The sequence below is a fragment of the Pseudomonas capsici genome, from assembly GCF_017165765.1.
In the GTDB taxonomy this organism is placed as follows: Bacteria; Pseudomonadota; Gammaproteobacteria; order Pseudomonadales; family Pseudomonadaceae; genus Aquipseudomonas; species Aquipseudomonas capsici.
Genome location: NZ_JAFGZD010000011.1, coordinates 1 through 26,412 on the forward strand (window position 1 = coordinate 1; position 26,412 = coordinate 26,412).

General features: G+C 59.2%; 25 protein-coding genes and 1 pseudogene. 10 read left to right on the forward strand and 16 right to left on the reverse strand.

Annotation, left to right across the window (positions count from 1 at the left end; genetic code table 11):
* Nucleotides 1-25: 25 nt before the first annotated feature.
* The 3 genes from JSY17_RS15585 to JSY17_RS15595 all read right to left on the reverse strand — a co-directional run bounded on the left by JSY17_RS15585 (nt 26) and on the right by JSY17_RS15595 (nt 4,431).
* Complete coding sequence (locus tag JSY17_RS15585) at nt 26-967, reverse strand: IS110 family RNA-guided transposase (protein ID WP_117166486.1); 942 nt, start codon at nt 965-967, stop codon at nt 26-28.
* Nucleotides 968-1,343: 376 nt separating this feature from the next.
* Nucleotides 1,344-2,726: a cysteine--tRNA ligase gene (cysS, locus tag JSY17_RS15590; protein WP_117186193.1), complete on the reverse strand. Its 1,383-nt coding sequence runs from the start codon at nt 2,724-2,726 to the stop codon at nt 1,344-1,346.
* Nucleotides 2,727-2,736: 10 nt separating this feature from the next.
* Complete coding sequence (locus JSY17_RS15595; protein ID WP_117165295.1) at nt 2,737-4,431, reverse strand: glutamine--tRNA ligase/YqeY domain fusion protein; 1,695 nt, start codon at nt 4,429-4,431, stop codon at nt 2,737-2,739.
* Between the two features lie 208 nt (nt 4,432-4,639).
* Between JSY17_RS15595 and JSY17_RS15600 the strand changes: the two genes are divergently transcribed.
* Nucleotides 4,640-5,143, forward strand: coding sequence for a peptidylprolyl isomerase (locus JSY17_RS15600; RefSeq protein WP_117165294.1), 504 nt, complete (start codon nt 4,640-4,642; stop codon nt 5,141-5,143).
* On the forward strand, nt 5,140-5,886 hold the full coding sequence (lpxH, locus tag JSY17_RS15605; RefSeq protein ID WP_206402396.1) for a UDP-2,3-diacylglucosamine diphosphatase: 747 nt from the start codon (nt 5,140-5,142) through the stop codon (nt 5,884-5,886). The genes JSY17_RS15600 and lpxH overlap by 4 nt, the downstream gene beginning before the upstream one ends.
* 116 nt (nt 5,887-6,002) lie before the next feature.
* Here lpxH and JSY17_RS15610 read toward each other — a convergent pair.
* From JSY17_RS15610 to miaE, 4 genes and pseudogenes are all read right to left on the reverse strand, one after another.
* Nucleotides 6,003-7,553 (reverse strand): annotated as a pseudogene (locus JSY17_RS15610) (DHA2 family efflux MFS transporter permease subunit); the annotation flags it as partial.
* Nucleotides 7,554-7,595: 42 nt separating this feature from the next.
* Complete coding sequence (locus JSY17_RS15615; RefSeq protein ID WP_117183711.1) at nt 7,596-8,801, reverse strand: HlyD family secretion protein; 1,206 nt, start codon at nt 8,799-8,801, stop codon at nt 7,596-7,598.
* A gap of 74 nt (nt 8,802-8,875) precedes the next feature.
* A complete protein-coding gene (locus tag JSY17_RS15620; RefSeq protein ID WP_117165290.1) occupies nt 8,876-9,364 on the reverse strand; it encodes a MarR family winged helix-turn-helix transcriptional regulator in 489 nt (162 codons plus the stop codon).
* 151 nt (nt 9,365-9,515) lie between these two features.
* Entirely contained in the window at nt 9,516-10,127 is a 612-nt protein-coding gene (gene miaE / locus JSY17_RS15625) for a tRNA-(ms[2]io[6]A)-hydroxylase (protein ID WP_117183710.1), read from the reverse strand.
* Nucleotides 10,128-10,277: 150 nt separating this feature from the next.
* Here miaE and JSY17_RS15630 point away from each other — a divergent pair, with 150 nt between their 5' ends.
* Entirely contained in the window at nt 10,278-11,138 is an 861-nt protein-coding gene (locus JSY17_RS15630; RefSeq protein ID WP_206402395.1) for a universal stress protein, read from the forward strand.
* A gap of 56 nt (nt 11,139-11,194) precedes the next feature.
* Here the strand turns inward: JSY17_RS15630 and JSY17_RS15635 are convergent, their stop codons facing one another.
* Nucleotides 11,195-11,665, reverse strand: coding sequence for a DUF1289 domain-containing protein (locus JSY17_RS15635; protein ID WP_117165287.1), 471 nt, complete (start codon nt 11,663-11,665; stop codon nt 11,195-11,197).
* A gap of 399 nt (nt 11,666-12,064) precedes the next feature.
* On the opposite strand from JSY17_RS15635, the gene acnB reads away from it, so the two are divergent.
* The 3 genes from acnB to JSY17_RS15650 all read left to right on the forward strand — a co-directional run bounded on the left by acnB (nt 12,065) and on the right by JSY17_RS15650 (nt 16,108).
* Nucleotides 12,065-14,665 carry a bifunctional aconitate hydratase 2/2-methylisocitrate dehydratase gene (gene acnB, locus JSY17_RS15640; protein WP_117186189.1) on the forward strand — a complete coding sequence of 867 codons (2,601 nt, stop codon included), beginning with the start codon at nt 12,065-12,067 and terminating at the stop codon, nt 14,663-14,665.
* A gap of 152 nt (nt 14,666-14,817) precedes the next feature.
* On the forward strand, nt 14,818-15,696 hold the full coding sequence (locus JSY17_RS15645) for an alpha/beta hydrolase family protein (protein ID WP_206402394.1): 879 nt from the start codon (nt 14,818-14,820) through the stop codon (nt 15,694-15,696).
* Nucleotides 15,686-16,108: a MarR family winged helix-turn-helix transcriptional regulator gene (locus JSY17_RS15650; RefSeq protein ID WP_117183706.1), complete on the forward strand. Its 423-nt coding sequence runs from the start codon at nt 15,686-15,688 to the stop codon at nt 16,106-16,108. The genes JSY17_RS15645 and JSY17_RS15650 overlap by 11 nt, the downstream gene beginning before the upstream one ends.
* 9 nt (nt 16,109-16,117) lie before the next feature.
* Here JSY17_RS15650 and JSY17_RS15655 read toward each other — a convergent pair whose 3' ends face one another.
* Nucleotides 16,118-17,044 carry a LysR family transcriptional regulator gene (locus JSY17_RS15655; protein WP_206402393.1) on the reverse strand — a complete coding sequence of 309 codons (927 nt, stop codon included), beginning with the start codon at nt 17,042-17,044 and terminating at the stop codon, nt 16,118-16,120.
* Between the two features lie 142 nt (nt 17,045-17,186).
* Between JSY17_RS15655 and JSY17_RS15660 the strand changes: the two genes are divergently transcribed.
* Nucleotides 17,187-17,591, forward strand: a complete 405-nt coding sequence (locus tag JSY17_RS15660) for a RidA family protein (RefSeq protein ID WP_117186186.1) — start codon at nt 17,187-17,189, stop codon at nt 17,589-17,591.
* A gap of 56 nt (nt 17,592-17,647) precedes the next feature.
* On the opposite strand, the gene JSY17_RS15665 is transcribed toward JSY17_RS15660, so the two are convergent.
* Nucleotides 17,648-18,088 carry a YqaA family protein gene (locus tag JSY17_RS15665; protein WP_117183721.1) on the reverse strand — a complete coding sequence of 147 codons (441 nt, stop codon included), beginning with the start codon at nt 18,086-18,088 and terminating at the stop codon, nt 17,648-17,650.
* 185 nt (nt 18,089-18,273) lie between these two features.
* Between JSY17_RS15665 and JSY17_RS15670 the strand changes: the two genes are divergently transcribed.
* On the forward strand, nt 18,274-18,894 hold the full coding sequence (locus JSY17_RS15670) for a LysE family translocator (protein WP_117165281.1): 621 nt from the start codon (nt 18,274-18,276) through the stop codon (nt 18,892-18,894).
* 4 nt (nt 18,895-18,898) lie between these two features.
* Here the strand turns inward: JSY17_RS15670 and JSY17_RS15675 are convergent, their stop codons facing one another.
* Nucleotides 18,899-19,303, reverse strand: a complete 405-nt coding sequence (locus JSY17_RS15675; protein ID WP_117183704.1) for a MerR family transcriptional regulator — start codon at nt 19,301-19,303, stop codon at nt 18,899-18,901.
* A 108-nt stretch (nt 19,304-19,411) separates the two neighbouring features.
* On the opposite strand from JSY17_RS15675, the gene JSY17_RS15680 reads away from it, so the two are divergent.
* Nucleotides 19,412-20,317, forward strand: coding sequence for an alpha/beta fold hydrolase (locus JSY17_RS15680; RefSeq protein ID WP_206402392.1), 906 nt, complete (start codon nt 19,412-19,414; stop codon nt 20,315-20,317).
* Between the two features lie 33 nt (nt 20,318-20,350).
* Here the strand turns inward: JSY17_RS15680 and JSY17_RS15685 are convergent, their stop codons facing one another.
* Nucleotides 20,351-20,692 (reverse strand): hypothetical protein, encoded by a 342-nt coding sequence (locus JSY17_RS15685; protein ID WP_206402399.1) that lies wholly within the window; start codon nt 20,690-20,692, stop codon nt 20,351-20,353.
* A 208-nt stretch (nt 20,693-20,900) separates the two neighbouring features.
* On the opposite strand from JSY17_RS15685, the gene JSY17_RS15690 reads away from it, so the two are divergent.
* A complete protein-coding gene (locus JSY17_RS15690; RefSeq protein WP_162880522.1) occupies nt 20,901-21,065 on the forward strand; it encodes a hypothetical protein in 165 nt (54 codons plus the stop codon).
* A 6-nt stretch (nt 21,066-21,071) separates the two neighbouring features.
* On the opposite strand, the gene JSY17_RS15695 is transcribed toward JSY17_RS15690, so the two are convergent.
* Genes JSY17_RS15695 through JSY17_RS15710 form a run of 4 tightly spaced genes read right to left on the reverse strand, consistent with a single transcriptional unit; the run spans nt 21,072 to nt 26,248 of the window.
* Nucleotides 21,072-22,826, reverse strand: a complete 1,755-nt coding sequence (locus JSY17_RS15695) for an ABC transporter ATP-binding protein (protein ID WP_117165277.1) — start codon at nt 22,824-22,826, stop codon at nt 21,072-21,074.
* A complete protein-coding gene (locus JSY17_RS15700) occupies nt 22,823-23,971 on the reverse strand; it encodes a beta-galactosidase (RefSeq protein WP_206402391.1) in 1,149 nt (382 codons plus the stop codon). The genes JSY17_RS15695 and JSY17_RS15700 overlap by 4 nt, the downstream gene beginning before the upstream one ends.
* On the reverse strand, nt 23,958-25,160 hold the full coding sequence (gene glf, locus JSY17_RS15705; RefSeq protein ID WP_201016030.1) for a UDP-galactopyranose mutase: 1,203 nt from the start codon (nt 25,158-25,160) through the stop codon (nt 23,958-23,960). Before glf ends, JSY17_RS15700 begins: the two co-directional genes overlap by 14 nt.
* Nucleotides 25,148-26,248 (reverse strand): glycosyltransferase family 1 protein, encoded by a 1,101-nt coding sequence (locus JSY17_RS15710; protein ID WP_232849490.1) that lies wholly within the window; start codon nt 26,246-26,248, stop codon nt 25,148-25,150. Before JSY17_RS15710 ends, glf begins: the two co-directional genes overlap by 13 nt.
* Nucleotides 26,249-26,412: the final 164 nt, after the last annotated feature.

A 26,412-nucleotide genomic window follows, 5' to 3' on the forward strand; every position in this document is an offset into this window, starting at 1 on the left:
CGGAGCGAAGCAACCGTGTCGTTATTCAAGCCTTTTCGCCGAAATGTTTTTGATCCCGGATCATGGCATTGAGGATCGTCAACAGCTTGCGCATGCAGGCGACCAACGCGACCTTCTTCGTTTTCCCGGCAGCCAGCAGGTGGTTGTAAAACTTCTCGATGACGGGGTTATGCGTTTTCGAAGACAGGGCCGCCATGTACAACACTTTTCTCAGTTCGCCCCGGCCACCCCATATGCGCCGCTGTCCCTTGAATTTACCGCTGTCGCAGTTGAAAGGAGCCACGCCAACCAGTGCAGCCACTTGCTTGCGATTGACTCGCCCAAGCTCTGGCAGCAGTGCCAGCAACGAGAGTGCAAGCACATCGCCAACGCCTTTCACCTCGCATAACAGGTCGTAATTGGCCTTCCAGATCGGGGAGGCTTTGATCGCGTCATGCAGATCGTCGTCAGTATTTTTCAGGCGCTTTCTCAGCCAGACGAGATGGGCTTTTATGTCTCTTTGAAGAGCCTTGAACGTGGCCTGTTTGAGTCGATTTTCTTCCGCCACGATCATGTCGATGATCTGGCGCCGTCGAGCCAGGAGATCCGCCAACTCGTGAGTACGCGCGTCCGGGATCTCACGAATGGCCGGTTTGACGGCCTGAGCGAATTCGGCGAGGACCCGCGCATCAATGGCATCGGTTTTCGCCAACCGGCCAGTAGCCTTGGCGAAATTGCGCACCTGCCGTGGGTTAACGATGACAACCGGCAAGCTCGCTGCAAACAGTTCAGCCGCCACCAGTCGCTCGAATCCTCCTGTGGCTTCCAGCACCACCAGGGCTGGATTGAGCGTCTTGAGGTGTTGAGTCAGACGCTGGATATCCGCCTGGCCATTAAGAAATTGCTCGACTTGTCCTGTCGTGCTGATGAACGTATCCAGTGTGCTTTTGGAAATATCGATACCGACGTACACAGAGTCCTGATTCATGGCGTTTTCCTCGTGTCCAACCTTGCAGAATCGGGCTTGAAGCCCAGGCAACCGTTCGGACTAGATTAGGAAAGGAACCTGCCTCGACCCATGCTTCACTACGATCTCGTGATCCAAAGAACCCTCGGTCTGGGCAGGTAAAACCAGCTTACAAGGAACCCCGCCGTCAGGCGGGGCCGAACCCGGAGCAATGGCTTTGGTTACTTTGGCCGAAACCAAAGTGACGCGCCGTAAAGGCGCAAGGCGGCCTCAAGCCGAACCCTTGATCGGCAACCACACCACACCTGTTTGCTGCGCGACAGCGCGGCGCCAAGGCAGCGGGTGATCTCCCACTGACACCGAACCAAGTTCGGCAACACGCGAAAGAACAGACAGGTCAGTCCGCCAGACGCCAAGTCGTGCCACCCTTGCCGTCTTCCAGGATCACGCCCATGGCGGTGATCTGGTCGCGGATCCGGTCGGACTCGGCCCAGTTCTTGGCGCTGCGGGCATCCAGGCGAGCCTGGATCAGCGCTTCGACTTCAGCTGCATCGACACGCCCTTCGGCACCGGCACGCAGGAAATCCTCCGCTTCGAGCTGCAACACGCCCAGTACACTGGCAAGTTGCTTCAGACGTGCAGCCAGACCGGCCGCAGCCACCTGATCGCTATCACGCAGACGGTTGATCTCACGCACCATCTCGAACAGCACGGCACAGGCTTCAGGCGTACCGAAGTCGTCGTTCATGGCTGCGGTGAAACGCTCGACGAACGCTTCGCCACCCGCAGGCTCGGCCACCGGCAAGCCCTTGAGCGCATGATAGAAACGCTCCAGCGCACTCTTGGACTCTTTCAGGCTGTCTTCGGAGTAGTTGATCGCGCTGCGGTAGTGGCTCGATACCAGCAGATAACGCACCACTTCCGGGTGGTATTTGGCCAGCACATCGCGAATGGTGAAGAAGTTGTTCAAGGACTTGGACATCTTCTCGCCATTGATGCGGATCATGCCGCAGTGCATCCAGGCATTGGCGTAGGTCTTGCCGGTCGCGGCCTCGCTCTGGGCGATCTCGTTTTCATGGTGCGGAAACTCCAGATCGCTGCCGCCACCATGAATGTCGAAAGTCTCACCCAGGCAGCAGGTGGACATCACCGAGCACTCGATATGCCAGCCCGGACGTCCCGGTCCCCATGGCGACTCCCAGCTCGGCTCGCCGGGCTTGACGCCTTTCCAGAGCACGAAGTCCAGCGGATCGTCCTTGGACTCGTCCACTTCGATCCGCGCACCGATGCGCAGGTCTTCGATCTTCTTGCGCGACAGCTTGCCGTAACCCAGGAACTTGCCGACGCGGTAGTACACGTCGCCATTGCCCGGCGCATAGGCATAACCCTTGTCGATCAGGGTCTGGATCATGGCGTGCATGCCGTCGATATGATCGGTGGCACGCGGCTCCATGTCCGGCTTGAGGATGTTCAGCCGCGCTTCATCTTCGTGCATGGCATCGATCATGCGCGCCGTCAGCGCGTCGAACGACTCGCCGTTTTCACGGGCACGATTGATGATCTTGTCATCGATATCGGTAATGTTGCGCACATAGGTCAGGTCATAACCGCTGAATCGCAACCAGCGGGTGACCAGATCGAAGGCCACCATGCTGCGCCCGTGGCCCAGGTGGCAGAAGTCGTACACGGTCATCCCGCAGACGTACATCCGCACCTTGTTGCCATCCAGCGGCTTGAAGACTTCTTTGCTCTTGGTGAGCGTGTTGTAGATCGAAAGCACTGTCCTAACCTCAGCTCCAGGAATCCCGCAGTGTCACTGTGCGGTTGAATACCGGACGACCTGGTTTCGAGTCCTTGATGTCCGCGCAGAAATAACCTTCGCGTTCGAACTGGAAACGGTCTTCCGGTTGCGCTTGCCCCAATGAAGGTTCGGCACGACAACCGGTCAGCACTTGCAGGGAGTCTGGATTGATGTTTTCCAGGAAGGTGGCACCATCTTCGGCCTTGTCCGGGGTCGGAGAGCGGAACAGACGGTCGTACAGACGAACTTCGCACTCGACGCTCGCCTCTGCCGGAACCCAGTGAATCACGCCCTTGACCTTGCGGCCTTCGGGGTTCTTGCCCAGGGTGTCCGGGTCGTAGGAGCAACGCAGCTCGACGATATTGCCGTCGGCGTCCTTGATGGCCTCGTCGGCGCGGATCACATAGCTGCCGCGCAGACGCACTTCACCGGCTGGCTCCAGGCGCTTGTAGCCTTTTGGCGGCTCTTCCATGTAATCGTCGCGATCGATGTAGATCTCGCGGGCGAACGGCAGCTCGCGCACACCCAGGTCTTCCTTGGGGTGGCGTGGCAGTTCGAGCTTCTCGACCTGGCCTTCCGGGTAGTTGGTGATCACGACTTTCAACGGACGCAGCACGCACATGGCACGCGGCGCGTTGCGGTCCAGGTCGTCGCGGATGCTGAATTCGAGCATCGCGAAATCCACGACGCCGTCGGAACGGTTGGTGCCGACCATTTCGCAGAAGTTGCGGATCGAAGCCGGGGTGTAGCCACGGCGACGGAAACCCGACAGGGTCGACATGCGCGGATCGTCCCAGCCATTGACGTGCTTTTCGTCGACCAGTTGCTTGAGCTTGCGCTTGCTGGTGACGGTGTAGCTCAGGTTCAGACGCGAGAATTCGTACTGACGCGGCTTGCACGGTACTGGCAGGTTGTCCAGGAACCAGTCGTACAGCGGGCGATGGCCCTCGAACTCCAGGGTGCAGATCGAATGCGTGATGCCTTCGATGGCATCGGACTGGCCATGAGTGAAGTCATAGTTGGGGTAGATGCACCACTTGTCGCCGGTCTGGTGGTGATGGGCATGACGAATGCGGTACAGGATCGGGTCGCGCAGGTTCATGTTCGGCGAAGCCATGTCGATCCTGGCGCGCAGTACACGGGCACCGTCCTCGAACTCGCCGGCCTTCATGCGGGCGAACAGGTCCAGGTTTTCCTCGACACTGCGCTCACGGAACGGACTGTTCTTGCCCGGCTCGGTCAGGCTGCCGCGATATTCGCGAGCCTGCTCGGGAGTCAGGTCGTCGACATAGGCCTTGCCCGACTTGATCAGTTCCACAGCCCAGTCGTGCAGCTGGTCGAAATACTGCGAGGCATAGCGCACTTCGCCCGCCCATTCGAAACCCAGCCACTTGACGTCACTCATGATGGCGTCGATGTATTCCTGGTCTTCCTTGGCCGGGTTGGTGTCATCGAAACGCAGGTGCGTCGCGCCACCGAACTCGTTGGCCAGACCGAAGTTCACACAGATCGACTTGGCGTGACCGATATGCAGATAGCCATTAGGCTCCGGCGGAAAGCGGGTCACGATTTTGGTGTGCTTGCCTGAATCCAGGTCTGCCTGCACGATCGGACGCAGGAAATTGGTAGGGACGACAGGGCCTGCCTTTGAATTCGCAGCGGGTTCTGGAGTGGGCTTGCTCATAGGATCCTTGGACATACAGGTGCGCGGCCAGGGTAGGCCGACTAAATCAAAGCGCTTATCATAGCCGAAGCTGTCAAGCCCCTGACAACAGAGTGCGCATTTGAGGTGGATAAAAGCAGCAAAATACCCGAAATATGTAACCTCCCCTGTAAACTGCGCGTCAGGGTGATACTGCGCCCCTTCATGAATGCCAAAAGAGCGAATGAGAATGTCCAAAGTAAAATTGACAACCAACCACGGCGACATCGTTCTGCAACTGAATGCAGAGAAGGCTCCGATCACCGTTGCCAACTTCATCGAATACGTGAAAGCCGGCCACTACAGCAACACCATTTTCCACCGTGTCATCGGTAACTTCATGATCCAGGGCGGCGGTTTCGAGCCTGGCATGAAAGAGAAGAAAGACAAGCGTCCAAGCATCCAGAACGAAGCCAACAACGGCCTGCAGAACAAGAAGTACAGCGTTGCCATGGCCCGCACCATGGAGCCGCATTCGGCATCCGCCCAGTTCTTCATCAACGTGGCTGACAACAGCTTCCTGAACCACAGCGCACCGACCGTTCAAGGCTGGGGCTATGCCGTGTTCGGCGAAGTGATCGAAGGCACCGAAGTGGTCGACAAGATCAAAGGCGTTGCAACCACCGGTAAAGCCGGCCACCAGGACGTACCGTCCGAAGACGTCATCATCGAGAAAGCAGAGATCGTTGAGTGATACTGCTGATCTCCGACCTGCATCTTGAGGAAAAACGCCCGGATATTACCCGGGCGTTTCTGGATCTACTCTCTGGCCGTGCCCGCCAGGCCACGGCGCTGTATATCCTCGGGGATTTCTTCGAGGTCTGGATCGGCGACGATGCCATGTCGCCGTTCCAGAGCTCGATCTGTCAGGCCCTGCGCGAACTGAGCGACAGCGGCACCCAGGTTTTCCTGATGCACGGCAACCGGGATTTCATGATCGGCAAGGCGTTCTGCCAGGCAGCGGGTTGCACCCTGCTGAACGATCCGAGCGTGGTTGCGCTCAACGGTGAGCCGGTACTGCTGATGCACGGCGACAGCCTCTGCACCCGGGACGAAGGCTATATAAAGATGCGCCGCTACCTGCGCAATCCGCTGAGCCTGTGGATCCTGCGGCATCTGCCTCTGAAGACCCGACACAAGCTGGCACGCAAGCTGCGCAATGAAAGCCGCGTCCAGACCCGCATGAAAGCCAATGACATTGTCGATGTCACTCCCGATTTCATTCCTCAGGTGATGGCGCAATATGGCGTCCACACCCTGATTCACGGGCACACCCACCGCCCGGCGATTCACAAGCTACAGATTGGCGAACAGACCGCGCAGCGCATCGTGCTGGGTGACTGGGACCGCCAGGGCTGGGCCTTGCAGGTGGACGAACAGGGCTTTTCGCTCAGCCCGTTCGACTTTCCGCCAGAGCAGATGGCCCTGCTGAACTGAATCCGCCCCGTGGGGGAGCTTGCTCGCGACGGGCCGCGTGAAGTGTGAAAGAAATGCATCGCCAGGCCCTCTTCGCGACCAAGGTCGCTCCCACAGGACCGTGCCCAACCGGGTATTTAATGCCCACCCGGTCCGGCCTTGGCGGCAAACGGTGGCCTGGCCAGCCACACCAGCAGAATCAACCCCGCGAACACCCAGCCCAGCATGTAGAAGTAATCCACCGTGGACATCATGTAGGCCTGGCTGTTGAGGGTCTGCTCCAGTTGCGCATAAGCCTGTGGGCTCGCGCCTCCCAGGCTGTTGAGTGCATCACGGGTGGCCGGGTCGAAGGTGCTGATGTTTTCGCTCAGGTAAGCGTGATGCTGATCGGCGCGGCGAATCCATATCCAGGTGGTCAGCGACGCCGCAAAGCTGCCGCCCAGTGTTCTCAGGAAAGTGGCAAGACCCGAGCCGTCGGCGATCTGCTGGGGCGGCAGGTCCGAAAGCAGAATGCTCAAGGTCGGCATGAAGAACAGCGCCACACCAATCCCCATGAACAACTGCACCAGCGCCACATGCTCGAAATCCACCTCGTTGGTGAAGCCGGCGCGCATGAAGCAACTCAGGCCCATGGCCAGGAAGGCCAGACCAGCCAGCAGGCGCAGGTCGAACTTGTGGGCATATTTGCCGACGAAGGGCGACATCAACACCGGCAGGATACCGATAGGCGCCACCGCCAACCCGGCCCAGGTCGCGGTGTAACCCATCTGGGTCTGCAACCATTGGGGCAGCAGCAGGTTGATGCCGAAGAAACCGGAATAGCCGCCGATCAGCACCAGAGTGCCGATCCGGAAGTTGCGGTAGGCAAACAGCCGCAGGTTGACGATGGGATGCTTGTCGGTCATCTCCCAGATCACGAACACCGACAGTGCAATAACCGAAATCACCGAACCGATGACAATGAAGTTCGACTCGAACCAGTCCATGTCATTGCCCTTGTCCAGAACGATCTGCAATGCCCCGACGCCAATGATCAGGGTCAGCAATCCGACGTAATCCATGGGCTGACGACTGGTGCTCACGGGGCGCCTGGCCATTTGCGTACGCACCACCCACACCGCGAACAGGCCAATGGGAACGTTGATGAAGAAAATCCACGGCCAGCTGTAACTGTCGGTGATCCAGCCGCCCAGAATCGGCCCGGCAATCGGTGCCACCACCGTGACCATGGCCAGCAATGCCAATGCCATCCCCCTTTTGGCGGGCGGATAAACCGCGATCAACAGGGTCTGGGTCATGGGATACAGCGGCCCGGCAACCACGCCCTGCAGCACCCGGAAACCCACCAGCTCCGGCATCGACTGGGAAATCCCGCAGAGGAACGAAGCCAGCACGAACAGCAGGGTCGCCCACAGGAACAGCTTGACCTCACCGAAGCGGCGGCTGAGCCAGCCGGTCAGCGGCAACGCAATCGCGTTACTGACCGCAAACGAGGTGATAACCCAGGTGCCCTGCTCCGAACTCACCCCCAGGTTCCCGGAAATGGTCGGCAAGGCCACGTTGGCAATCGTGGTATCGAGCACTTGCATGAAGGTCGCCAGCGACAGGCCGATGGTGCACATCAACAGGCTGGGCGGCGTAAATGAGGCCGGGGCATTGTTGCTCATCGCAAATCCCTTGAAACGGAGACGTTGCCCCGGCCCGAAGGTCGGGGCGTGCGGATTGGCGGATCAGCGCTGCGCAGTGGCTTTATTGCCGGCGGCACTGTTGTCATGGATCAGACGCGCAATCATGGCGTCGGCATCGGCCAGTTGCTCGGCGTAGATATCGGTGCTGAAGCTCGCTTTCTTCGGCGGCTGCTGAGCCAGTACCGGACCGCTCTGGTCATGCAGATTGACATCGACCGTGGTCGACAGGCCGATCCGCAGCGGGTTGTTGGCAAGCTCATCGGGGTTGATGTGAATCCGCACCGGCACGCGCTGGACGATCTTGATCCAGTTGCCGGTTGCATTCTGGGCTGGCAACAGAGCGAAGGCACTGCCGGTCCCGGCTCCCAGGCTGTCGATGGTGCCGCTGTATTTCACCTCGCTGCCGTACAGGTCCGAAGTGATCTCGACCGGCTGGCCGATGCGCATCTTGCCCAGTTGGGTTTCCTTGAAGTTGGCATCGATCCACAACTGATCCAGCGGGATAACGGCCATGGTTGCAGTGCCCGGTTGAATCCGTTGCCCCAGTTGCACAGTGCGCTTGGCCACGTAACCGGTCACCGGCGACACCACAGTGGTGCGGGCATCGGCCAGATACGCCTGACGCAATTGCGCAGCCGCAGCTTTCACGTCCGGGTGAGAAGAAACCACGGTGTCATCCACCAGCGCAACGCTGCTGGCCAGTTGTTGCTGGACATTGCTCAACGAGCTTTGCGCGCTGGTCAGGTCATCCTTGGCGTGGGACAGCTCTTCCTGGGAAATCGCCCCGCTCGCGGCCAGACTGCGACGACGGTTGTAGTTGTCCTGAGCCTTCTGCACTTCGGCACGCTGCGCAGCCAGTTGCGCCTTCATGCCATCGACATTGCTATAAAGCCCGCGTACCTGGCGAACCACCTTGGCCAGATTGGCCTCGGCGCTTTGCAGGCTGACTTCGGCATCGCTGGGATCGAACTTGATCAGGACCTGGCCTTCACGCACCAGATCACCGTCATCGGCACCGATGCTGATCACCGTACCGGTGGTCAGCGGCGTGATTTCGACGACGTTGCCATTCACATAGGCGTCGTCGGTACTTTCGCTCCAGCGACCATAGAACTCATGCCAGGCCCACACAGCCGCACCGCCAAGGATGACGATCAGTGCGAGCACCAGCAGCATGAATTTGCGCTTGCCCGGATTGGCATCTTCGGGCGAGCTGGCAGATGGTTTTTCAGTAGCGGCAGTAGCCATGACGAGTACCTGTAGTCGGTGAAGCAGTAATTGCGTAATAACGAGGTTCTACCGGGGATGTCGGCCGTGGCCGCTCATTTCGCCCCGGTGGACTTGAAGCTCAGGCGCGTGAGAGTGATGTGATCGTCGGCGGCCACCAGCACCTTGGTCAGGATTCGCTCAAGGGTCGCGACTTCCTCCTTGTCCAGTGCGGCGAAGGTGTCGTTCATCGCATCGGCGCCGATCTGCGGCAGCAGGTCCGAAAGTTTCTGCCCCTGCTCACTCAAGGCCACATGCACCTGACGCCGGTCGGCGGCTGAACGGGTGCGCACGATCAACCCCTTTTGCTCCAGACGATCGAGCATTCGCGTCATCGAACCGCTGTCCAGAGACAGGTGCCGACACAATTCGACAGGGGTATCGAGGGCGAACTGGGAAATGATGATCAGCACCTTGAACTGCGAGAAGGTGACGTCATAAGGCAGCAAATACTTGTCCAGCATGCGGTCCTTGAGCGCATTGGTGCGACCGACCAACAGACCTATCAGGCTGGAATCGAAATTATCGGACGTGAAATGTTTCAAGAGATCACCATAAAAGCTGCTTAGGCAGTGATATGGCGATATTACTGCCTAGACAGCTAATGTCAAAACATTTGTTAGCTGGCTAACAATAACTTCATAAAAAAACGACCGCTGGCAACAGACGGTCGTTTCCGGGAAAGCAGGTCGACAATCAGGCCGCGACAGGCACACCGCTATGGAAGCGGAATTCCTCGTCAGGGCTTTCGATCAATTCACGTTCGGCGTGGCGAATCTCTTCGATCTTGGCGTCGACATCGGCTTTATCGCCGTAGGTGTAGGCCAGCTTCAGGTAATCCTGAAAATGCCGGGCTTCGGACTTCAGCAGCCCGCCATAGAACTTGGCAAGTTCTTCGTCCAGATGCGGGACCAGCGCGGCGAAGCGCTCGCAGGAGCGGGCTTCGACGATGGCCCCGACGATCAGGGCATCGGTCAGCCGGTAGGGATTATGGTTGCGCACCCGTTTGCGCAAGGCTCCCGCATAGCGCGCCGAACTGACGTTGGCCATGGGGATTTCGCGCTTGCGGATAATGCTCAGTACCTGCTCGAAGTGCCGCAGCTCTTCACGGGCCAGACGCGACATCTTGCTCAGCAGATCGAATTTGTCGTTGTACTGGAACATGAACTGGAACGCCGCCCCGGCGGCCTTTTTCTCGTTGTTCGCATGGTCGATCAACAGAATGTCCAGATTGCGCAACGCGGCCTGAACCCAGCTGTCGGGCGTGCGGCACAGCAGAAAGGCTTCGATTTCGGGGATCGGATACATAAGCTCACAGATGACGGGTTTGCAAGGTCGCGCATTATACGAGGCGTATGCGCCCGGGGCGACAGAAATGCTGTGATCCAGATCAAGCGACGGTCCCATGCGCGGCAACTATAGTTGTGGAGCACAATTCGCCTTGTGGAGGTTAGCCCCATGCAGTCTGTTCGCAGCATCCTGGTGGTCATCGATCCCGCCCACACCGATAGCCTGGCCCTCAACCGTGCAAAACTGATTGCCGGAGTCACTCAGGCGCATCTTCATCTGCTGATTTGTGACAAGGATCACCCTCACACGCAACAGCTTCACGAACTGAAGAACAGTCTTCTGCAAGAGGGCTTCACTGCAACCGCCGAACAACACTGGGAAGACTCCACCTACAAGACTATCTGCACGGTGCAACAGACCGAGGGCTGCGGCCTGGTCATCAAACAGCATCTGCCAGACAACCCTCTGAAAAAGGCCCTGCTCACTCCGGACGACTGGAAACTGCTGCGTTACTGCCCAAGTCCGGTATTGATGGTCAAGACTTCCCGTCCCTGGACCGGCGGCGTGATACTCGCCGCCGTGGATGTCGGTAATGCGGATGGAGAACACAAGGCACTGCATTTCAGCATCGTCGATCACGGCTATGACATTGCGGCCCTGGCCAAAGGGCAGCTGCACGTCATAACGGCTCACCCTTCGCCCATGCTGTCGGCTGCCGATCCGGTCTACCAGCTCAAGGAAAGCATCGAGGCGCGCTATCGGGATCAGTGCCGCTCGTTCCAGTCCGAATTCGATATCGACGACAGCCACCTGCATATCGCCGAAGGCCCGGCGGATGTGCTGATCCCCTTTACCGCCCATCAGCTCGATGCAGCCGTCACCATTATCGGGACGGTGGCGCGTACCGGTCTTTCAGGCGCATTGATCGGCAACACCGCCGAAGTGGTGCTCGATTCGCTGGAAAGCGATGTGCTGGTACTCAAGACCGAGGAGATCATCCGGCATCTGGAAGAGATGTTTGATGCCTGAGCCTTTTCGCGAATGAGTTCGCTTCTACCGGAGGAGGCCCATTTATTGCGGAAACATCAGACCCCGAACGCATCCTTCAGAAAGCCCGGCGCGATATATCGCTGGTAATGGGCTTCTGACAGCAGGAAAAACTCACGGTCGATGGCATCGCGCAACTCCGGCAGCGCCCAGTCGCGAAATTCCGGCAGCAGGACGAAGCCATAGGCCTCGACCTGATTGATGACCCGCGCCCCGCGAGCGATCAACTGGTAGGCCCAGCAATATTCGGACTGGTGCGCCACAAAACGGATCTTGCGCTGGACGAGCTGCATGCGCAGCTTCTCGACATCGAAGATTTCGAGCTTGGCCGCCATCACCTGGACCAGCAGTTGCTCCAGGCGCAGCCAGACCGCCCTTTTCTCGTCTTCGTTGTAGCCATTCCAGTTGACCACTTCATGGTGGAAACGCTTGCAGCCACGGCACACCAGGTCCCCGTAAACAGTGGAGCAAAGGCCGACGCAAGGCGTTTTGATGATTTGATCAGGCATGGCTGGCAGGACAAGGACAGGCGAAACGAGGGGGCATGTTAGCCCTTTGTCTAACAGGGGTCACCCCCGAAGATGTAGGGTCTAACTTACCTTCGGCGAAGTTTTGCCGTAGAATCGTCGTGCCTTAGAAGGCGCCAATGTCCGTTAGAAGCTGTTTTCAAAGCGTCACGAGCACAGTCAAGTTAATCCCGCAGTACGGTGTCGACAGGCCGTTCCCTCATCACGAATGGCCGTGTCGACCTACCATCCCCCCGTCCTGCAGGCGTAAAACTTTGAAAACAGCTTCGTTAGGAATTGCCGATACCCTGCCAACAAGGCTCGAAAGCCTTGCGTGGGTACGGACAATTTCTGGATGAGCGTCCCGGACACCCATTTGGGACCACTGATGAGGGTAATACTGTGCTTGAAGCCTACCGTAAACACATCGAAGAGCGTGCCGCCCAGGGTATCGTGCCCCAGCCGCTTAACGCCGAACAAACTGCCAGCCTGGTCGAGCTGCTGAAGAATCCTCCCGCTGGCGAAGAAGATTTCCTCGTCGACCTGATCACCAACCGCATTCCGCCAGGCGTGGACGAAGCGGCCTACGTCAAGGCCGGTTTCCTGTCTGCCGTGGCCAAGGGCGAAGCCACTTCGCCGCTGATCGACAAGAAGCGCGCCACCGAACTGTTGGGCACCATGCAAGGTGGCTACAACATCGCAACCCTGGTTGCCCTGCTCGACGATACCGAGCTGGCCGCGGTCGCTGCCGAACAGCTCAAGCACACACTGCTGATGTTCGACGCCTTCCACGACGTTGCAGAAAAAGCCAAGAGCGGCAATGAGCACGCCAAGGCCGTCCTGCAATCCTGGGCTGACGGCGAATGGTTCAAGAAGCGCCCTGTACTGGCCGACAAGATCAGCCTGCGCGTCTTCAAGGTCACCGGCGAAACCAACACCGACGACCTGTCCCCGGCACCCGATGCCTGGTCCCGTCCGGATATCCCGCTGCACGCCCTGGCCATGCTGAAAATGGCCCGTGAAGGCATCGTTCCCGATGTACAAGGCTCCATCGGCCCGATGAAGCAGATCGAAGAAATGCGCGGCCAGGGCTTCCCTATCGCCTACGTCGGTGACGTGGTCGGTACCGGTTCCTCGCGTAAATCGGCAACCAACTCGGTTCTGTGGTTCTTCGGCGACGACGTTCCCTATGTGCCGAACAAGCGTGCCGGCGGTTTCTGCTTCGGCAGCAAGATCGCTCCGATCTTCTACAACACCATGGAAGATGCTGGCGCACTGCCAATCGAATTCGACGTTTCCAACATGCACATGGGCGACGTGATCGACCTGTACCCGCATGAAGGCAAAGTCACCAAGCACAACAGCGACGAAGTCCTGGCCACCTTCGAAATGAAGACCCCGGTCCTGCTCGACGAAGTACGTGCCGGTGGCCGTATCCCGTTGATCATCGGTCGCGGTCTGACCGGCAAGGCTCGTGCCGAGCTGGGTCTGCCACCATCGGATCTGTTCAAGACCCCGGATCAGCCGGCTGCCAGCACCAAGGGTTTCACCCTGGCGCAGAAAATGGTCGGCAAGGCATGCGGCGTAGAAGGTATCCGTCCGGGCACCTACTGCGAACCGAAGATGACCACCGTCGGTTCCCAGGACACCACTGGCCCGATGACCCGCGACGAGCTGAAAGACCTGGCTTGCCTGGGCTTCTCCACCGATCTGGTCATGCAGTCCTTCTGCCACACCGCTGCTTATCCAAAGCCGATCGACGTCAAGACTCACCACACGCTGCCTGATTTCATCATGACCCGTGGCGGTGTTTCCCTGCGTCCAGGCGACGGCATCATCCACAGCTGGCTGAACCGCATGCTGCTGCCGGACACCGTCGGCACCGGTGGCGACTCGCACACCCGCTTCCCGATCGGTATCTCCTTCCCGGCCGGTTCCGGTCTGGTCGCTTTCGCCGCAGCCACCGGCGTCATGCCGCTGGACATGCCCGAGTCAATCCTGGTCCGCTTCAAGGGCAAGCTGCAACCTGGCATCACCCTACGCGACCTGGTTCACGCCATTCCTTACTACGCGATCCAGGCTGGCCTGCTGACCGTAGAGAAGAAAGGCAAGAAGAACGCCTTCTCCGGTCGCATCCTGGAGATCGAAGGTCTGGAAAACCTCAGCATCGAACAGGCTTTCGAGCTGTCCGACGCCTCGGCCGAACGTTCGGCTGCCGGTTGCACCATCAAGCTGGCCAAAGAACCGATCATCGAGTACCTGAACTCCAACATCACCCTGCTGCGCTGGATGATCGAGCAAGGCTACGGTGACCCACGTACCCTGGAGCGCCGCGCCAAGGCGATGGAAGCCTGGATTGCCAATCCGGAGCTGCTGGAAGCCGACAAGGACGCCGAGTACGCCGAAATCATCGAAATCGACCTGGCCGACGTCAAGGAGCCTGTGCTCTGCGCGCCGAACGACCCGGACGATGCCCGCCTGCTGTCTTCGGTACAGGGCGAGAAGATCGACGAAGTGTTCATCGGTTCCTGCATGACCAACATCGGCCACTTCCGCGCTGCGGGCAAGTTGCTGGATCAGGTCAAAGGCCAGTTGCCGACTCGTCTGTGGCTGTCGCCTCCGACCAAGATGGACGCTCACCAGTTGACCGAAGAAGGCTACTACGGCATCTACGGCAAGGCTGGCGCGCGCATGGAAATGCCGGGCTGCTCGCTGTGCATGGGTAACCAGGCTCGCGTAGAACCGAACTCCACCGTGGTTTCGACTTCGACCCGTAACTTCCCGAACCGTCTGGGTGACGGCGCGAACGTCTACCTGGCCTCGGCCGAGCTGGCGTCCGTCGCTTCGATCCTGGGTCGCCTGCCGACCGTCGAGGAGTACATGAGCTACGCGAACCAGATCGACACCATGGCAGCGGACGTATACCGCTACCTGAGCTTCGATCAGATCGCCGAGTTCCGCGAAGCCGCTGCGAACGCCAATATCCCGGTCGTTCAAGCGTAAGCACGAAACACAGCGTCAAAAGAACCCCATCCTTGTGATGGGGTTTTTTATTGCCTGTCCATTGCTCCCCGATTCTTCTGCATTCCATGAAAGGGCTTGCCGATATTTATTTCGCATATTAATTAATTTATTTCACATACGAAGTAAATCCCATGAAGACGACAACCCACTCCATCCCCTGCAGCAATGGTCATAAGGTCGAACTCACAATCCATGACGATACAGCTCCTGCCAGGGCGGTCGTCCAGATCAACCCGGCGACGGGTGTCACCGAACGCATGTACTACCCGTTCGCCCAGTATCTGGTCAGCAACGGTTTCACGGTCATCACCTACAACTATCGGGGCGTCAGCAGGAAAGGCCCTCATCCGAAAACCGTTCAGGCGGGTTTCATTTCGTGGGCTGACAACGATATCGAGGCTGTCACCCACTGGGTTTCCGGGCAGTACAACGGGGTTCCTCACCTTGCGGTGGGCCACAGCTTCGGCGGGCATGCCATCGGCCTGTGCGAAAGCAGCAACAGACTCAACGCCGCAGTAACCCTGTGCTCCCACGCGGGCTGTCTGCGATTCATAAGGCCTTGGCAGGAACGTTTGAAGGTGGCGATCCTGCTGAAATTTCTGGGGCCTGTCAGCGCGAAATTACTGGGCTATTTTCCAGGACGCAGGCTGGGGGTTGGCGAGGATCTGCCAGCAGATGTCATGCGCGAGTGGTCACGCTGGACCAGCCTGCGCCAGTATTTCTTTGACGATCCTTCGGTCAACGCCCCTGCCCGCTTCGCACGGCCAACGCTGCCGATTCTGGCCGTGGGTGTCGAGGATGATCCATGGGGCCCTGCCGAAGCCATCGATGTGATGACGAAGCATTTGACGGGCTGTTCCATAGAGCGCCGCCAGCTTGGTCGGGCAGACAGCAATGGCTTACCCATCGGGCATCTGGGCTTTTTCCGTCAACAACATGCCGACACGCTATGGCCAGTAGTGGCAAGATGGCTGGAAACTCAGTTGCCGGATAATCCGAATGGCGCATGACCGTCGCTACGTCTACTTGCTCAATGCTGCTCAAAAAAGCCTGTCCAGATACATCGAACGACATATCTCGAATCGAGCCGGCATCAGTGCCACTCAGGCTGGCGCACTCTTTGTGCTCAATGGACAGGACGGTGCACTCAGTGGCGAGGTCGCGCTGGCGCTGGATATTGCGCCCTCGGCCATGACCGGGCTGGCAGACCGGATGGTCAAGTCGGGGCTGATCGAGCGCCGTGTCGATGAACATGACAAACGCAGCTATCGCCTGTGGCTGACAGAGGCAGGCCGGACAGCAATTCTGCAGGCTAGCGGTGAACTGGCCCCCTTGAATGAAAAGCTGACACAAGCGTTCAGCGACGAGGAAATGGAGATTGTTTCCAGATGGCTGGCGGCTGTCAGGGATCGCAGCCAGTGACGGTCCGGTTCACCCTCTACGCAGGTCAATGACAGGCGCATGCTGCGTCATCAGTTCAGCGACCCAGTCGATGAACACGCGCAGCTTGAGGCTGAGATGCCGGTTCGGCGCAAATGCCACGTACATCGGCATCGTGTCCATGCGCCAATCCCTGAACAGCGGCACCAGGTCACCGCGTTCAAGATGAGGTTTGGCCATGTAGTCCGGCACCCACAAGATGCCCATGCCGGCCAGGCCTGCAGCAAGGTAGGCATTGCCATCGTCCACCGCCAGCACATACCGACCGTGTACATGAAGACTCTCACCGTCACGTTGCATGGCATAAGGCAAGGCCTTGCCGGTACGCGCCCACAGAAAGCCGACAATGCGGTGATGGGTATCTTCCAGCTCTCGCGGATGCAAAGGTATGCCGACCCGTTTCAGATAACTCGGGGCCGCATACACACCAAGCCTGAGGTCCCCCACACGCCGGGCCATCAGGGATTGATCAGTCAGATCGCCGCCGCGTACCACGCAATCCACATTCTCACCAATCACATCCACGATACGATCGCTGACGCCCATGTCGATCTGGATGTCCGGGTATCGAGCGTGAAACTCGGGCAGAGCGGGCATCAGGATCGTACTGGCAAACGGGCTGGGCACATCCACCCGCAGCCGCCCTCTGGGCAAGGCCGAGGCGCTGGACAGGCTGGTCTCGGCATCGTCCAGATCCGCCAGCAGCCTGACCACCCGCTCGTAATAGGCTGCGCCATCGGCCGTGACATTGACCTTGCGCGTCGTTCGGTTCAGCAACTTGACCCGCAGCCGGGCCTCCAGTTGCTGCACCAGTTGCGTCACCGTGGTCTTGCTCATGTGCAGGGTTTCGGCTGCCCTGGTGAAACTGCCCGCTTCTACCACCCGTGCAAATGCCTGCATTGCATCGAAACGGTCCATTTCCACCCCGGATAGCTGCTGGATTGTTTGGTTTTTATAAACAGTGATAGCTACAGTTGCTCGTTTATCGCAGTAATACAAGCTTTTAGAGTTCCTCCATCGTTAATGACAGCCGCCCTGGCTGTCCCGATGGAGATCGACCATGACAAAGCGTGATGTAGTTTTCCCAGCCGGACGCCTCGAACTCTACGAGCGCAATCGCTATTCGCCTGCGATCCGCTCCAATGGTTTCCTGTTCGTTTCCGGCCAGGTCGGCAGCAAGGAAGACGGCTCGCCCGAACAGGATCTGGAGGTACAGGTCAGGACAGCCTTCAACAACCTGAACGCCATCCTCAAAGAAGCAGGCTGCACTTTCGATGATGTGGTCGATGTCACCATTTTCATGGTCGACCCCGAATCGAAATTCGAAAGGATCTGGAAAGTGGTGCCGGAATTCTGGGGCCAGGCCCCCCATCCGACACTGACGGCAGTGGGTGTGACCTGGCTCTATGGATTTGAATTCGAGATCAAGGTGATTGCGAGAATTCCGGAAGCTGTCGAGGGGTGAGAGGTTTCAGAGGCCATGATGATCTGGCTCGCAATGCAGATCATCGTTCTGGCCACCTATGCCATCCACCCCAGCGTCATCGCCGTCAGCACCAGGTAGCGCAGCCCTTTCGCCAGCGTGACGATCAGCAGAAAACTCCAGAACGGTTCACGCAGGACGCCTGCGATCATGGTGATGGGGTCACCGATGATCGGCACCCAGCTGAACAGCAGTGCCCAGCGTCCGTAACGTCTGTAAGTGTGCTGGGCCTTGTCCAGATGGCGCTCGCTGACCGGAAACCAGCGCCGATGTCGAAAGTGCTCGATGGAGCGGCCCAGATACCAGTTCACGGCGGAACCCAGGACATTTCCCGAGGTGGCAACCAGCAGGAGCAGAACCGTCGCATAGCGCTCCGAAAGCAGCATCCCGACCAGCACGGCTTCCGATTGCAGCGGTAACAGCGTGGCAGCACCGAACGCCACCGCAAATAAGCCCAGATAGCTTGTCAGCTCGAACATCGAGTCATCCCACAAATACAGCACCAGTCGGCGTCTTGAGCTATCGGCATTATCATGTAGATACCAATCGGTTCACGCTTGTGTTCACAACTGCAGGGAGCAGAATCCGAAACCTTCAAACCACTCATAATCATCGGCTGCCTTATGCTAACGTGCCCGTATTATCAACTTGAAGCCGTTCGCCCATGTCAATGACTGACAACCTTCTCGCCTTTACCCTGGCAGCCACCCTGCTGACACTGACACCCGGCCTCGATACGGCCCTTGTACTGAGGACTGCTACTGTAGAGGGCAGGCAGCAGGCACTGCGCGCCGCCCTGGGTATCAATGCCGGTTGTCTGCTATGGGGTGCCGCTGTCGCTTTTGGTCTGGGTGCCTTGATTGCCGTCTCGGAGCTGGCATTCAATATTTTGAAATACTGCGGCGCGGCTTATCTGGCATGGCTTGGATTGAACATGCTGTTGCGTCCGCGCACTTCATTGTCGCCCGTCGAAACGAACGGCAAGCCTGGTACCAACTGGTTCCTGAAGGGTATGGCAGGAAACGTGCTCAACCCCAAGATCGGTATTTTCTACGTTTCCTTTCTTCCGCAATTCATTCCCCAGGGCCAACCCCTGATCGCCTGGACATTCGGTCTGGTCAGCATTCATGTGCTGATCGGGTTCATCTGGTCAGTCATGCTGATTGGTGCGACTCAACCACTGGCAGGCATTCTGCGTCGTGAAAAAGTCATCAAGTGGCTGGACCGCACGACCGGCATGATCTTTCTCATGTTTGCAGCCCGACTGGCCTTGAGCAAACGCTGAAGACTCAGACCTCGGATACGCCTCGATCCAGAGGCGGAACTACTCCTTCGGACAGCATCTTGAGCAGCCGCGCCCGGCGACGTTCGAGGTCATTGATCTGCTGTTCGATGGAAGCCAGTCGCTCACGCTGGGCAGCGGTGGTATCCGGGCACGCTGCAGCGCCTTCTATCATGCGCATGCAGTCGGGAAAGCTGCGAATCTCGGCCAGACTGAAGCCGGTCGCGATCATCCTCTGGATCTGCCTGACTTGCGTGACGGCTATCGCGGGAAATGTGCGATAGCCATTGTCGGCACGCATGGACTTGAGCAGCCCGTTCTCATCGTAATGACGGATCGAACGCACACTGGCGCCGGTTTCCCGTGCCAGCTCGCCAATGCTCATGGCGCTTTTGGGAGTGGAATCGTTCATGGGTGCAGACCTGAGACCGGGAAGAAAAGGTAGCACGTTTTTTTGCTTGACCCTCACACTTGCGTGAGGGTCGAGACTGCGGGCAACCCTTGAACCCGGAGTCATATCGTGTCCCTTCAACCTGCATTGCGTCGCGTCTGCACACTACTCTTCTCAGCAATCCTGCTGGCCGCTTCGGCGCTCGCCCAAGCTCAAAAAAGCTATACGGTTACAGCGCCAGACGGCGTCATCCTGGCAGTCCAGGAAGCCGGCAACCCCGACGGTCCGGCCATCATTTTCATTCATGGTCTGCTCGGCAGCCGCATCAACTGGGACGCACAGGTCAGCAGTCCGCTGCTGCAACGCTACCGGATGATCACCTATGACCTGCGCGGCCATGGTCTCTCGGGCAAGCCTTCGGATGCCCGGGCGTATACGGACGGGAACCGCTGGGCAGACGATCTGGACGCTGTCATCAAGGCTTCGGACGCCAAAAGACCTGTATTGGCGGGATGGTCGCTGGGCGGTGTGGTCATTTCCAATTATCTGGCCAGGTACGGTGACAACCGCATCTCAGGCGCGCTGTACATCAATGGCGTCATCGAACTGAAGCCCGAACAGATCGTGGCGCATCCAGAGGTTTACCGGGATCTGAACTCCAGCGATCTGAAGACCCACCTCGACACCGTGCGTGAATTCCTTGCCCTGTGCTTCCATACCCGGCCCGACACCCAGACCTTCGAGCGATTGTCTGCCAATGCGGCGATGGCGTCCTGGGACATGCAAAAGGCCGTTCAGTCCATGACCGTCGAAGCGGCCAAAGGCCTGGGCAATGCAAAGGTGCCGGTGTTGCTGCTGTATGGTGCGCGTGATGCCCTGGTGCAGGTCAAACCTTCGATTGCACGCGCCACGCAGCTGAATCCGCGGGTGAAAAGCACGCTCTACGAAAACTCCGGCCATGCTCCTTTCATTGAAGAAACAGAACGCTTCAATCGCGACCTGTCGGCTTTCATCGATTCAACATCGGTGCGCTGATGGCCTGGCGGAGCAAGATTTGTGGCCTGACAGTCACAGACACTCCTGCGCCGCCCGCTCGAATCGGGAAGTGATGAGCGTCGATGCCAATAGCTGGCGCTCATACAGAAACACTTTTCCGCCTGTCGGAGCCTTGTAGGCCTCAATGACATTGTCGGCCGTGACCGGGCTGGACACGATGATCTTGTAGTGCCGCTGGGATTGCGACAGCACCGGGTTCAGCGAATGCTCCTGCAGTTTGGGCATTACGCACTGCACGTATTCATCAGGAGCCTTGCTGGTCTGCAAGATGAGCGTCGGTTGATTCGGTGCAGAAGCACAGCCACTCAACAACGCAAAAACAACGGTAATGCCCGGAAAAAGTGAAAGACGCATCGGTGGGAGTCCTGAAATAAAAAAACGGCTCATCGAGCCGTATGTCCAATGCGCGCCATTTTCCATATTTATTGCAGGGAATAGAATCTCTGGTTTCTGATAGTCACTATCAGCGCAACCGATGAAGCCAGCCCCCATCCGTCATTTCCACTGAACATTCCCCCGGCACCCTCCTCAACTCAGGTAGAACCCGACCCGAGGTGAACCGATGAAAACGTCCCTGCCCAATACCCCAAGCGCGCCCGATCAGTCCGGAACCGAAGGTGATCTGGACGACGATCCCACTCAGAACGAGCCTGAACAACCGGACGAGGAAAAGATCGATCACGCCGTCGAAGAGACATTCCCGGCCAGCGATCCGATCTCGCCTTGAACCCCATCAATCCTGGCGGCCCATTTCCTGAGCCTGCCAGAATGCCTGGAACAGTCCGCCCGCGCTGCGCAACCGCTCGGGCGGGCCGTCTTCGACGATACAGCCCTGCTGCATCACCAGCACCCGGTCGAACGCGCTGAGTGTGGTGAGCCGATGGGCGATGGCCAGTACCGTGCGACCGCGCATCAGGCTGCCGAGCGCCGACTGGATGATGGCTTCGGAGCTTGAATCCAGAGCAGCAGTGGCTTCATCGAGCAACAGGATCGGCGCATTCTTGAGAAAGGCACGGGCGATGCCGAGGCGTTGGCGCTGGCCGCCGGAAAGCATCACGCCCCGCTCGCCCACCAGGGTTTCATAGCCCTTGGGCAACTGGTCGACGAACTCGTGACAATAAGCACTGCGAGCGGCGGCGATCACTTCCTCGCGGGTAGCCTCGGGCCGACCGTAGGCAATGTTCTCGTAGATGCTGCGGTTGAACAGGGTCGGTTCCTGGGGCACCACCGCTATCTGGCGACGCAGACTGTCCTGACTGATCTGCCGCAGATCGCGGCCATCGATGCGAATGCTTCCCGAGCTGACGTCATCCAGACGTTGCAACAGCCCCAGCAGAGTGGTCTTGCCTGCACCGGACGGACCGACAATACCAACCCGCTGTCCCGGCTCGATGCGCAGGCTCAACCCGCACAGCACTTTGCGTCCGCCGGGATAGGCATAGCCGACATCCTGCAACTCGATGGTGCCGGATGGCGCAACCCAGTCCTGCTCGGTGTCGCTGAGTTCATAAGGTTTGGCGATCACCGACAGGGTATCGCCGACAGCGCCCAGATGCTGGCTGGTCTCGACCAGGGCCAGCGCCAGGTCCCGTGAGCCGTGCAGGATACGAAACGTCAGTGCGCTGACCATCACCACGTCGCCAACGCTCACTGCCCCGCGAGTCCAGAGCAGAATGGACCAGGCGAGCATGGTCCCCGCCATGCTCGCCAGACACAGGTCATGCAGCACCCGGGCCTTTTCCACATACATCCAGCTCCGGCTCTGAGCCCGTGCCTCAGTGCGGATTTTCGCATCCAGCCGCTGGCGCTCTCGCTCCCGCGCCGTGAAGGCCTTGATCGTCCAGACATTGTTGACCAGATCCACAAGCTCACCGCCCACACTGGCCGCCTGCGCCGCATAAAGCTGATGACGACTGCGCCCGCGAATGCCGAAGAAGGTGATGATCGCCGCCACCAGCAGCACGAACGCCACCAGTGCCAGCGCCATCTGGATGCGCACTGTGGCCAGCACCACCACAGCCCCCAGAAAGTCGACGCAGGGCGGAATGATTTTCCACAGCAGCGCACTGTAAATCTGCCCCGCCGCCGCACCGGTAGCCGAAATGCGACTGCCCAGGGCTCCGGCGTAGTGCTCGGCAAAGTAGCGCATCGGGTGCCCGGTCAGATGGCTGAACAGGTCCACGCGCATGTCCGCACAACTGGCAACCACCGTACGACAGCCCAGCCAGCCGCCCAGGCGCCAGAACAGGTTTTCGATAGCGATCAGAAAAATGAAAAAACCGAAGGCGAACCAGACCCCGGAGCGATTGCCCTCGTCTCCCATACTGTCGACCAGCAACTTCATGCCGTACTGTACGGCCACCGCGCAACTGGCGGCGGCAATCACCAGCGTGACCATACCGCCATAGGCCCATGCACGACGCCTGACGTAGCTCCACAGAAAGCTCCCGGCAGTGGGGTTGGGCGGCACACTCTGCGCAATGTTCATGCTGACGGCCTCTTGGCAATACGCATCTGGGCCTCGGCCAGGCGCAACGCAAACCGGGCCAGAGCATCACGGGTCGACGGGTCTTCGGCACGAAAGCCACTGGCATCGGCATAGCCGAGCAGACCGCTGTCACAGTGTCGGTCGTCATCCCAGCCGGGATAATCGAGCACCGGGTACAGACACAGGCCACGCAGGTCGACCCCTTTGCTCAGCGCCAGGATGGCCTGCTCACCGACATAATCCAGCCACGGCCCGCGCCCGGCACCTTCGGCTCCGGTTTCGCTGATCACCAGCGGACATCCATAACGGGCATGGACCTCCACCAGCATGCCGACCAGAGGTCGAAAGTGCGGCTCGCCAAGCAGGATCGTCGGTCCGCCGTGATACCACTGGTTATGCGGATAGAAATTCACCCCGAGGATATCCAGGAAATCCTTCTGTCCACCCAGGCCCGGCCAGCTTCGGCCACTGATCAGATCCCAGCTTTCGTACTGGGCCAGACGATAAGCCTCGGCCGCCTCGACATCACCCGGTCGCTGCCGGGCAGCCCGCACATGAATCAGCGGATCGGCATGGATGAAACGCGCCCGGGGATCGACCTCACGGATAGCGGTCATGGCAGCAATGCTCGCCCGCACCAACTGGTGTTTGAGTTCGGTGCCACGCCGATGCCCCAACGGATAGAAATAACCCACCTCGCCACCGCTCCAGGCCCAGAAAGACGGCTCGTTGATCGGGCAGTAGAACGGCACCTCATCGCTGAATTCGCGCACCCGCCTGGCCACTGCCTGTGCCATACGGGCGAAACGCTCGACGAAAACCGGTCGCCAGATATCCAGATCATCGGGATATCCGTAATGCCCCAGATCCCAGATCACCTGAGTGTCGGTTCTGGCTGCGGCCTGCAACAGCGGCTCCAGACTGCTGAAGTCGTAATGGCCGGGACGCGGCTCGATCAGGTGCCAGCGCACTCCATCACGCACTGTGCGCAGCCCATACCCGGCCAGGCGACGATAATCCTGCTCGGCCCAGCGGTCATGGCCGGTTGAGGCGATCAGGTCCAGACGCTTCCCGTCACCGCGACGACTGCTGGTGCATTCAAATCCCCCCATCAGAAAACTGGCAAACGGTTCAAGCCCACTCATGGGACGCGCCCTCGGCCGTTGCGCCGCGGGTCTGGGCAATGCGTTGATAAAGCGCCAACGCCTGCCCCACTACCTGATCCATGTTGTAGTACTTGTAAGTCCCCAGCCGACCGAGAAAGGTCACGCCTTCGGTGGACTCGGCCAGAACCTTGTAGCGCTGATACAGCGCGGCATTTTCCGCAGCCGGCACCGGGTAATAGGGATCGCCTTCGGCGCAGGGGTATTCGTAGGTCACGCTGGTTTGCGCGTGCTCCTGGCCGGTCAGGTGCTTGTACTCGGTGATGCGGGTATAGGGCACGGTTTCGTCGGGATAGTTGACCACCGCGACATCCTGAAAACGTTGCTGCGCCAGGGTCCGGTGCTCGAAACGCAGGGAACGGTAAGGCAGACGCCCGAGGGAATAGCCGAAATACTCGTCCACCGGCCCGCAATACACCAGATGGCCGCGGGGCAGTAAACGGTCGATCCCGGCGAAGTCCACACCCAGCAGAATGTCGATCCCCGGATGATCCAGCATCCGCTCGAACATGGCGGTGTAACCCTGGCGGGGCATCATCTGGAAGCTGTCGGTGAAATAGCGGTCATCGGCGTTGGTTCTCGCCGGTACACGAGCAGTGACCGAACGATCGAGCTGCGCCGGATCGAGCCCCCATTGCTTGCGGGTGTAGCCGCGAAAGAACAGCTCGTACAGCTCGCGCCCCACCTGACCGACCACCACATCCTCGGCACTGCGTACCGGATCGACCGGCTCGGCGCGCTCGGCAAGAAAGCGCTCGGCACCGGCCTCGTCCAGTTCCAGGCCGTAGAGTCGATTGAGCGTGGTCAGGTTGATCGGCACCGGCACCTGCTGCCCGCGTACACGAGCCAGCACCCGATGCTCATAGGGCCGCCATTCGGTGAAGCGCGACAGGTAATCGACAATCCGTTGCGCATTGGTATGGAAGATATGCGGCCCATAGCGATGCACCAGAATCCCGGCTTCGTCCAGGTGATCGTAAGCGTTGCCGCCGATATGTTCGCGGCGGTCGATCAGCAATACTTTCAGTCCAAGCCCGCAGGCCAGTCGCTCGGCCAGCACGCTGCCCGCGAAACCGGCACCGACGATGAGATAGTCGTAGAAGGGCGCACCGCCCTCCCCTTGCAATTGCCCGGCACGGTAGCGGGCCTGTTCGAGAGTCAGGCGAGGCATGCGATGTGCTCCATCATGGCGTTCCAGGTTCGATCCCAGCTCATACCGGCCAGGGCCTGATCGGCCAGATGAAACATCGCATCACGGTCCTGGCGCTGGATCAGCGCGGCTTCGATGGCAGTGACGAAACCGGGGACATCCTCGGCAATGTGCACCACCGGGCAATCGCCATAGGTACGAACGACATCGCGGATCGGGGTGCTCACCACCGGACAGCCGCCTGCAAGGTATTCAGGTGTCTTGGTCGGGCTGATGAAGCGCGTGGCTTCATTGAGCGCAAAGGGCATCAGCGCCACGTCCCAGCCACTCAGATAAGCAGGCAGCTCGCTGTAGGCTCTGCCACCCAGGTAATGAATATTGGGCAGCCTCGGCAGACTGGCCTGGTCGATCTTGACCACCGGGCCGATGATTACCAGTTGCCAGTCAGGTCGCTGCCGGGCCAACCCTTCCAGCAAGGCGAGATCGAGACGCTCGTCCACTACCCCGAAAAAACCCAGTCGAGGATGAGCGATAGCGGCCTGATCGGCAGGCTCGGGCAATGCCTGCCGGGCATTGGCGAAATGTTCAATATCGACACTGCTGGGCATCGCATGCACATTGTCGTGCTGGGCACGCTTGGCCTCCCACAGGCTGACGCCGCCCGTGAAAACCACATCCGCCAGCGCCAGCAGACGCTGCTCGCGTTCAAGCAACTGCGGCGGCGCGCCCTTGAACGCCGAGAGTTCGTCCATGCAGTCATAGACAGTGCCACGGGCCGACAGATGCTCGCTGAAGCCCAGGCTCATGGGTGTGAAATACCAGCGCAGCAAAACCTCCCGTGGGTTGCGCAGCAGATAGTCATCGAGCAATTGGCGAAGTTTCTCTTCGGTCTGTTCGGCGTTCAGCCCCGCAGGCAGATACGGCGTCGCTACCGTGACACCGTTCTCCTGAAGAAACAGTTGCAGATGAGCCTGCTGACCCTCGGCCGTCAGCGGCTCCTCGAAAAACAGTACATCGTAACGCCGCGCCATGCGCGTCATCAGGTGTTGAGGACGCTGGTAGACGAACCCCCAGCGTAAATGTGAAAGGCAGACAAGCAGGGGACGCATGCTGACAACAACTTCATGGCCTTCGGCCAAATGCTCTGCGACGGGGTATGCAGCCGGGGTTGGAATCATGAGGTTCTCTCCAGAGCAAGTGATGTCGTGGCGATGAGCAAGACGCACGACACAGAGTTATGGACGAGTTCACCGCGCCGAGCGTTCAGTCGGCA

Bases quoted from the DNA above. Each gene is read 5' to 3' on its own strand.
- JSY17_RS15585 (WP_117166486.1), bottom strand. From the start codon at position 967: ATGAATCAGGACTCTGTGTACGTCGGTATCGATATTTCCAAAAGCACA.
- JSY17_RS15595 (WP_117165295.1), bottom strand. From the start codon at position 4,431: ATGAGCAAGCCCACTCCAGAACCCGCTGCGAATTCAAAGGCAGGCCCT.
- JSY17_RS15600 (WP_117165294.1), top strand. From the start codon at position 4,640: ATGTCCAAAGTAAAATTGACAACCAACCACGGCGACATCGTTCTGCAA.
- JSY17_RS15615 (WP_117183711.1), bottom strand. From the start codon at position 8,801: ATGGCTACTGCCGCTACTGAAAAACCATCTGCCAGCTCGCCCGAAGAT.
- miaE (WP_117183710.1), bottom strand. From the start codon at position 10,127: ATGTATCCGATCCCCGAAATCGAAGCCTTTCTGCTGTGCCGCACGCCC.
- JSY17_RS15630 (WP_206402395.1), top strand. From the start codon at position 10,278: ATGCAGTCTGTTCGCAGCATCCTGGTGGTCATCGATCCCGCCCACACC.
- JSY17_RS15635 (WP_117165287.1), bottom strand. From the start codon at position 11,665: ATGCCTGATCAAATCATCAAAACGCCTTGCGTCGGCCTTTGCTCCACT.
- JSY17_RS15645 (WP_206402394.1), top strand. From the start codon at position 14,818: ATGAAGACGACAACCCACTCCATCCCCTGCAGCAATGGTCATAAGGTC.
- JSY17_RS15650 (WP_117183706.1), top strand. From the start codon at position 15,686: ATGGCGCATGACCGTCGCTACGTCTACTTGCTCAATGCTGCTCAAAAA.
- JSY17_RS15655 (WP_206402393.1), bottom strand. From the start codon at position 17,044: ATGGACCGTTTCGATGCAATGCAGGCATTTGCACGGGTGGTAGAAGCG.
- JSY17_RS15660 (WP_117186186.1), top strand. From the start codon at position 17,187: ATGACAAAGCGTGATGTAGTTTTCCCAGCCGGACGCCTCGAACTCTAC.
- JSY17_RS15665 (WP_117183721.1), bottom strand. From the start codon at position 18,088: ATGTTCGAGCTGACAAGCTATCTGGGCTTATTTGCGGTGGCGTTCGGT.
- JSY17_RS15670 (WP_117165281.1), top strand. From the start codon at position 18,274: ATGTCAATGACTGACAACCTTCTCGCCTTTACCCTGGCAGCCACCCTG.
- JSY17_RS15675 (WP_117183704.1), bottom strand. From the start codon at position 19,303: ATGAACGATTCCACTCCCAAAAGCGCCATGAGCATTGGCGAGCTGGCA.
- JSY17_RS15685 (WP_206402399.1), bottom strand. From the start codon at position 20,692: ATGCGTCTTTCACTTTTTCCGGGCATTACCGTTGTTTTTGCGTTGTTG.
- JSY17_RS15690 (WP_162880522.1), top strand. From the start codon at position 20,901: ATGAAAACGTCCCTGCCCAATACCCCAAGCGCGCCCGATCAGTCCGGA.
- JSY17_RS15695 (WP_117165277.1), bottom strand. From the start codon at position 22,826: ATGAACATTGCGCAGAGTGTGCCGCCCAACCCCACTGCCGGGAGCTTT.
- JSY17_RS15700 (WP_206402391.1), bottom strand. From the start codon at position 23,971: ATGAGTGGGCTTGAACCGTTTGCCAGTTTTCTGATGGGGGGATTTGAA.
- glf (WP_201016030.1), bottom strand. From the start codon at position 25,160: ATGCCTCGCCTGACTCTCGAACAGGCCCGCTACCGTGCCGGGCAATTG.
- JSY17_RS15710 (WP_232849490.1), bottom strand. From the start codon at position 26,248: ATGCGTCCCCTGCTTGTCTGCCTTTCACATTTACGCTGGGGGTTCGTC.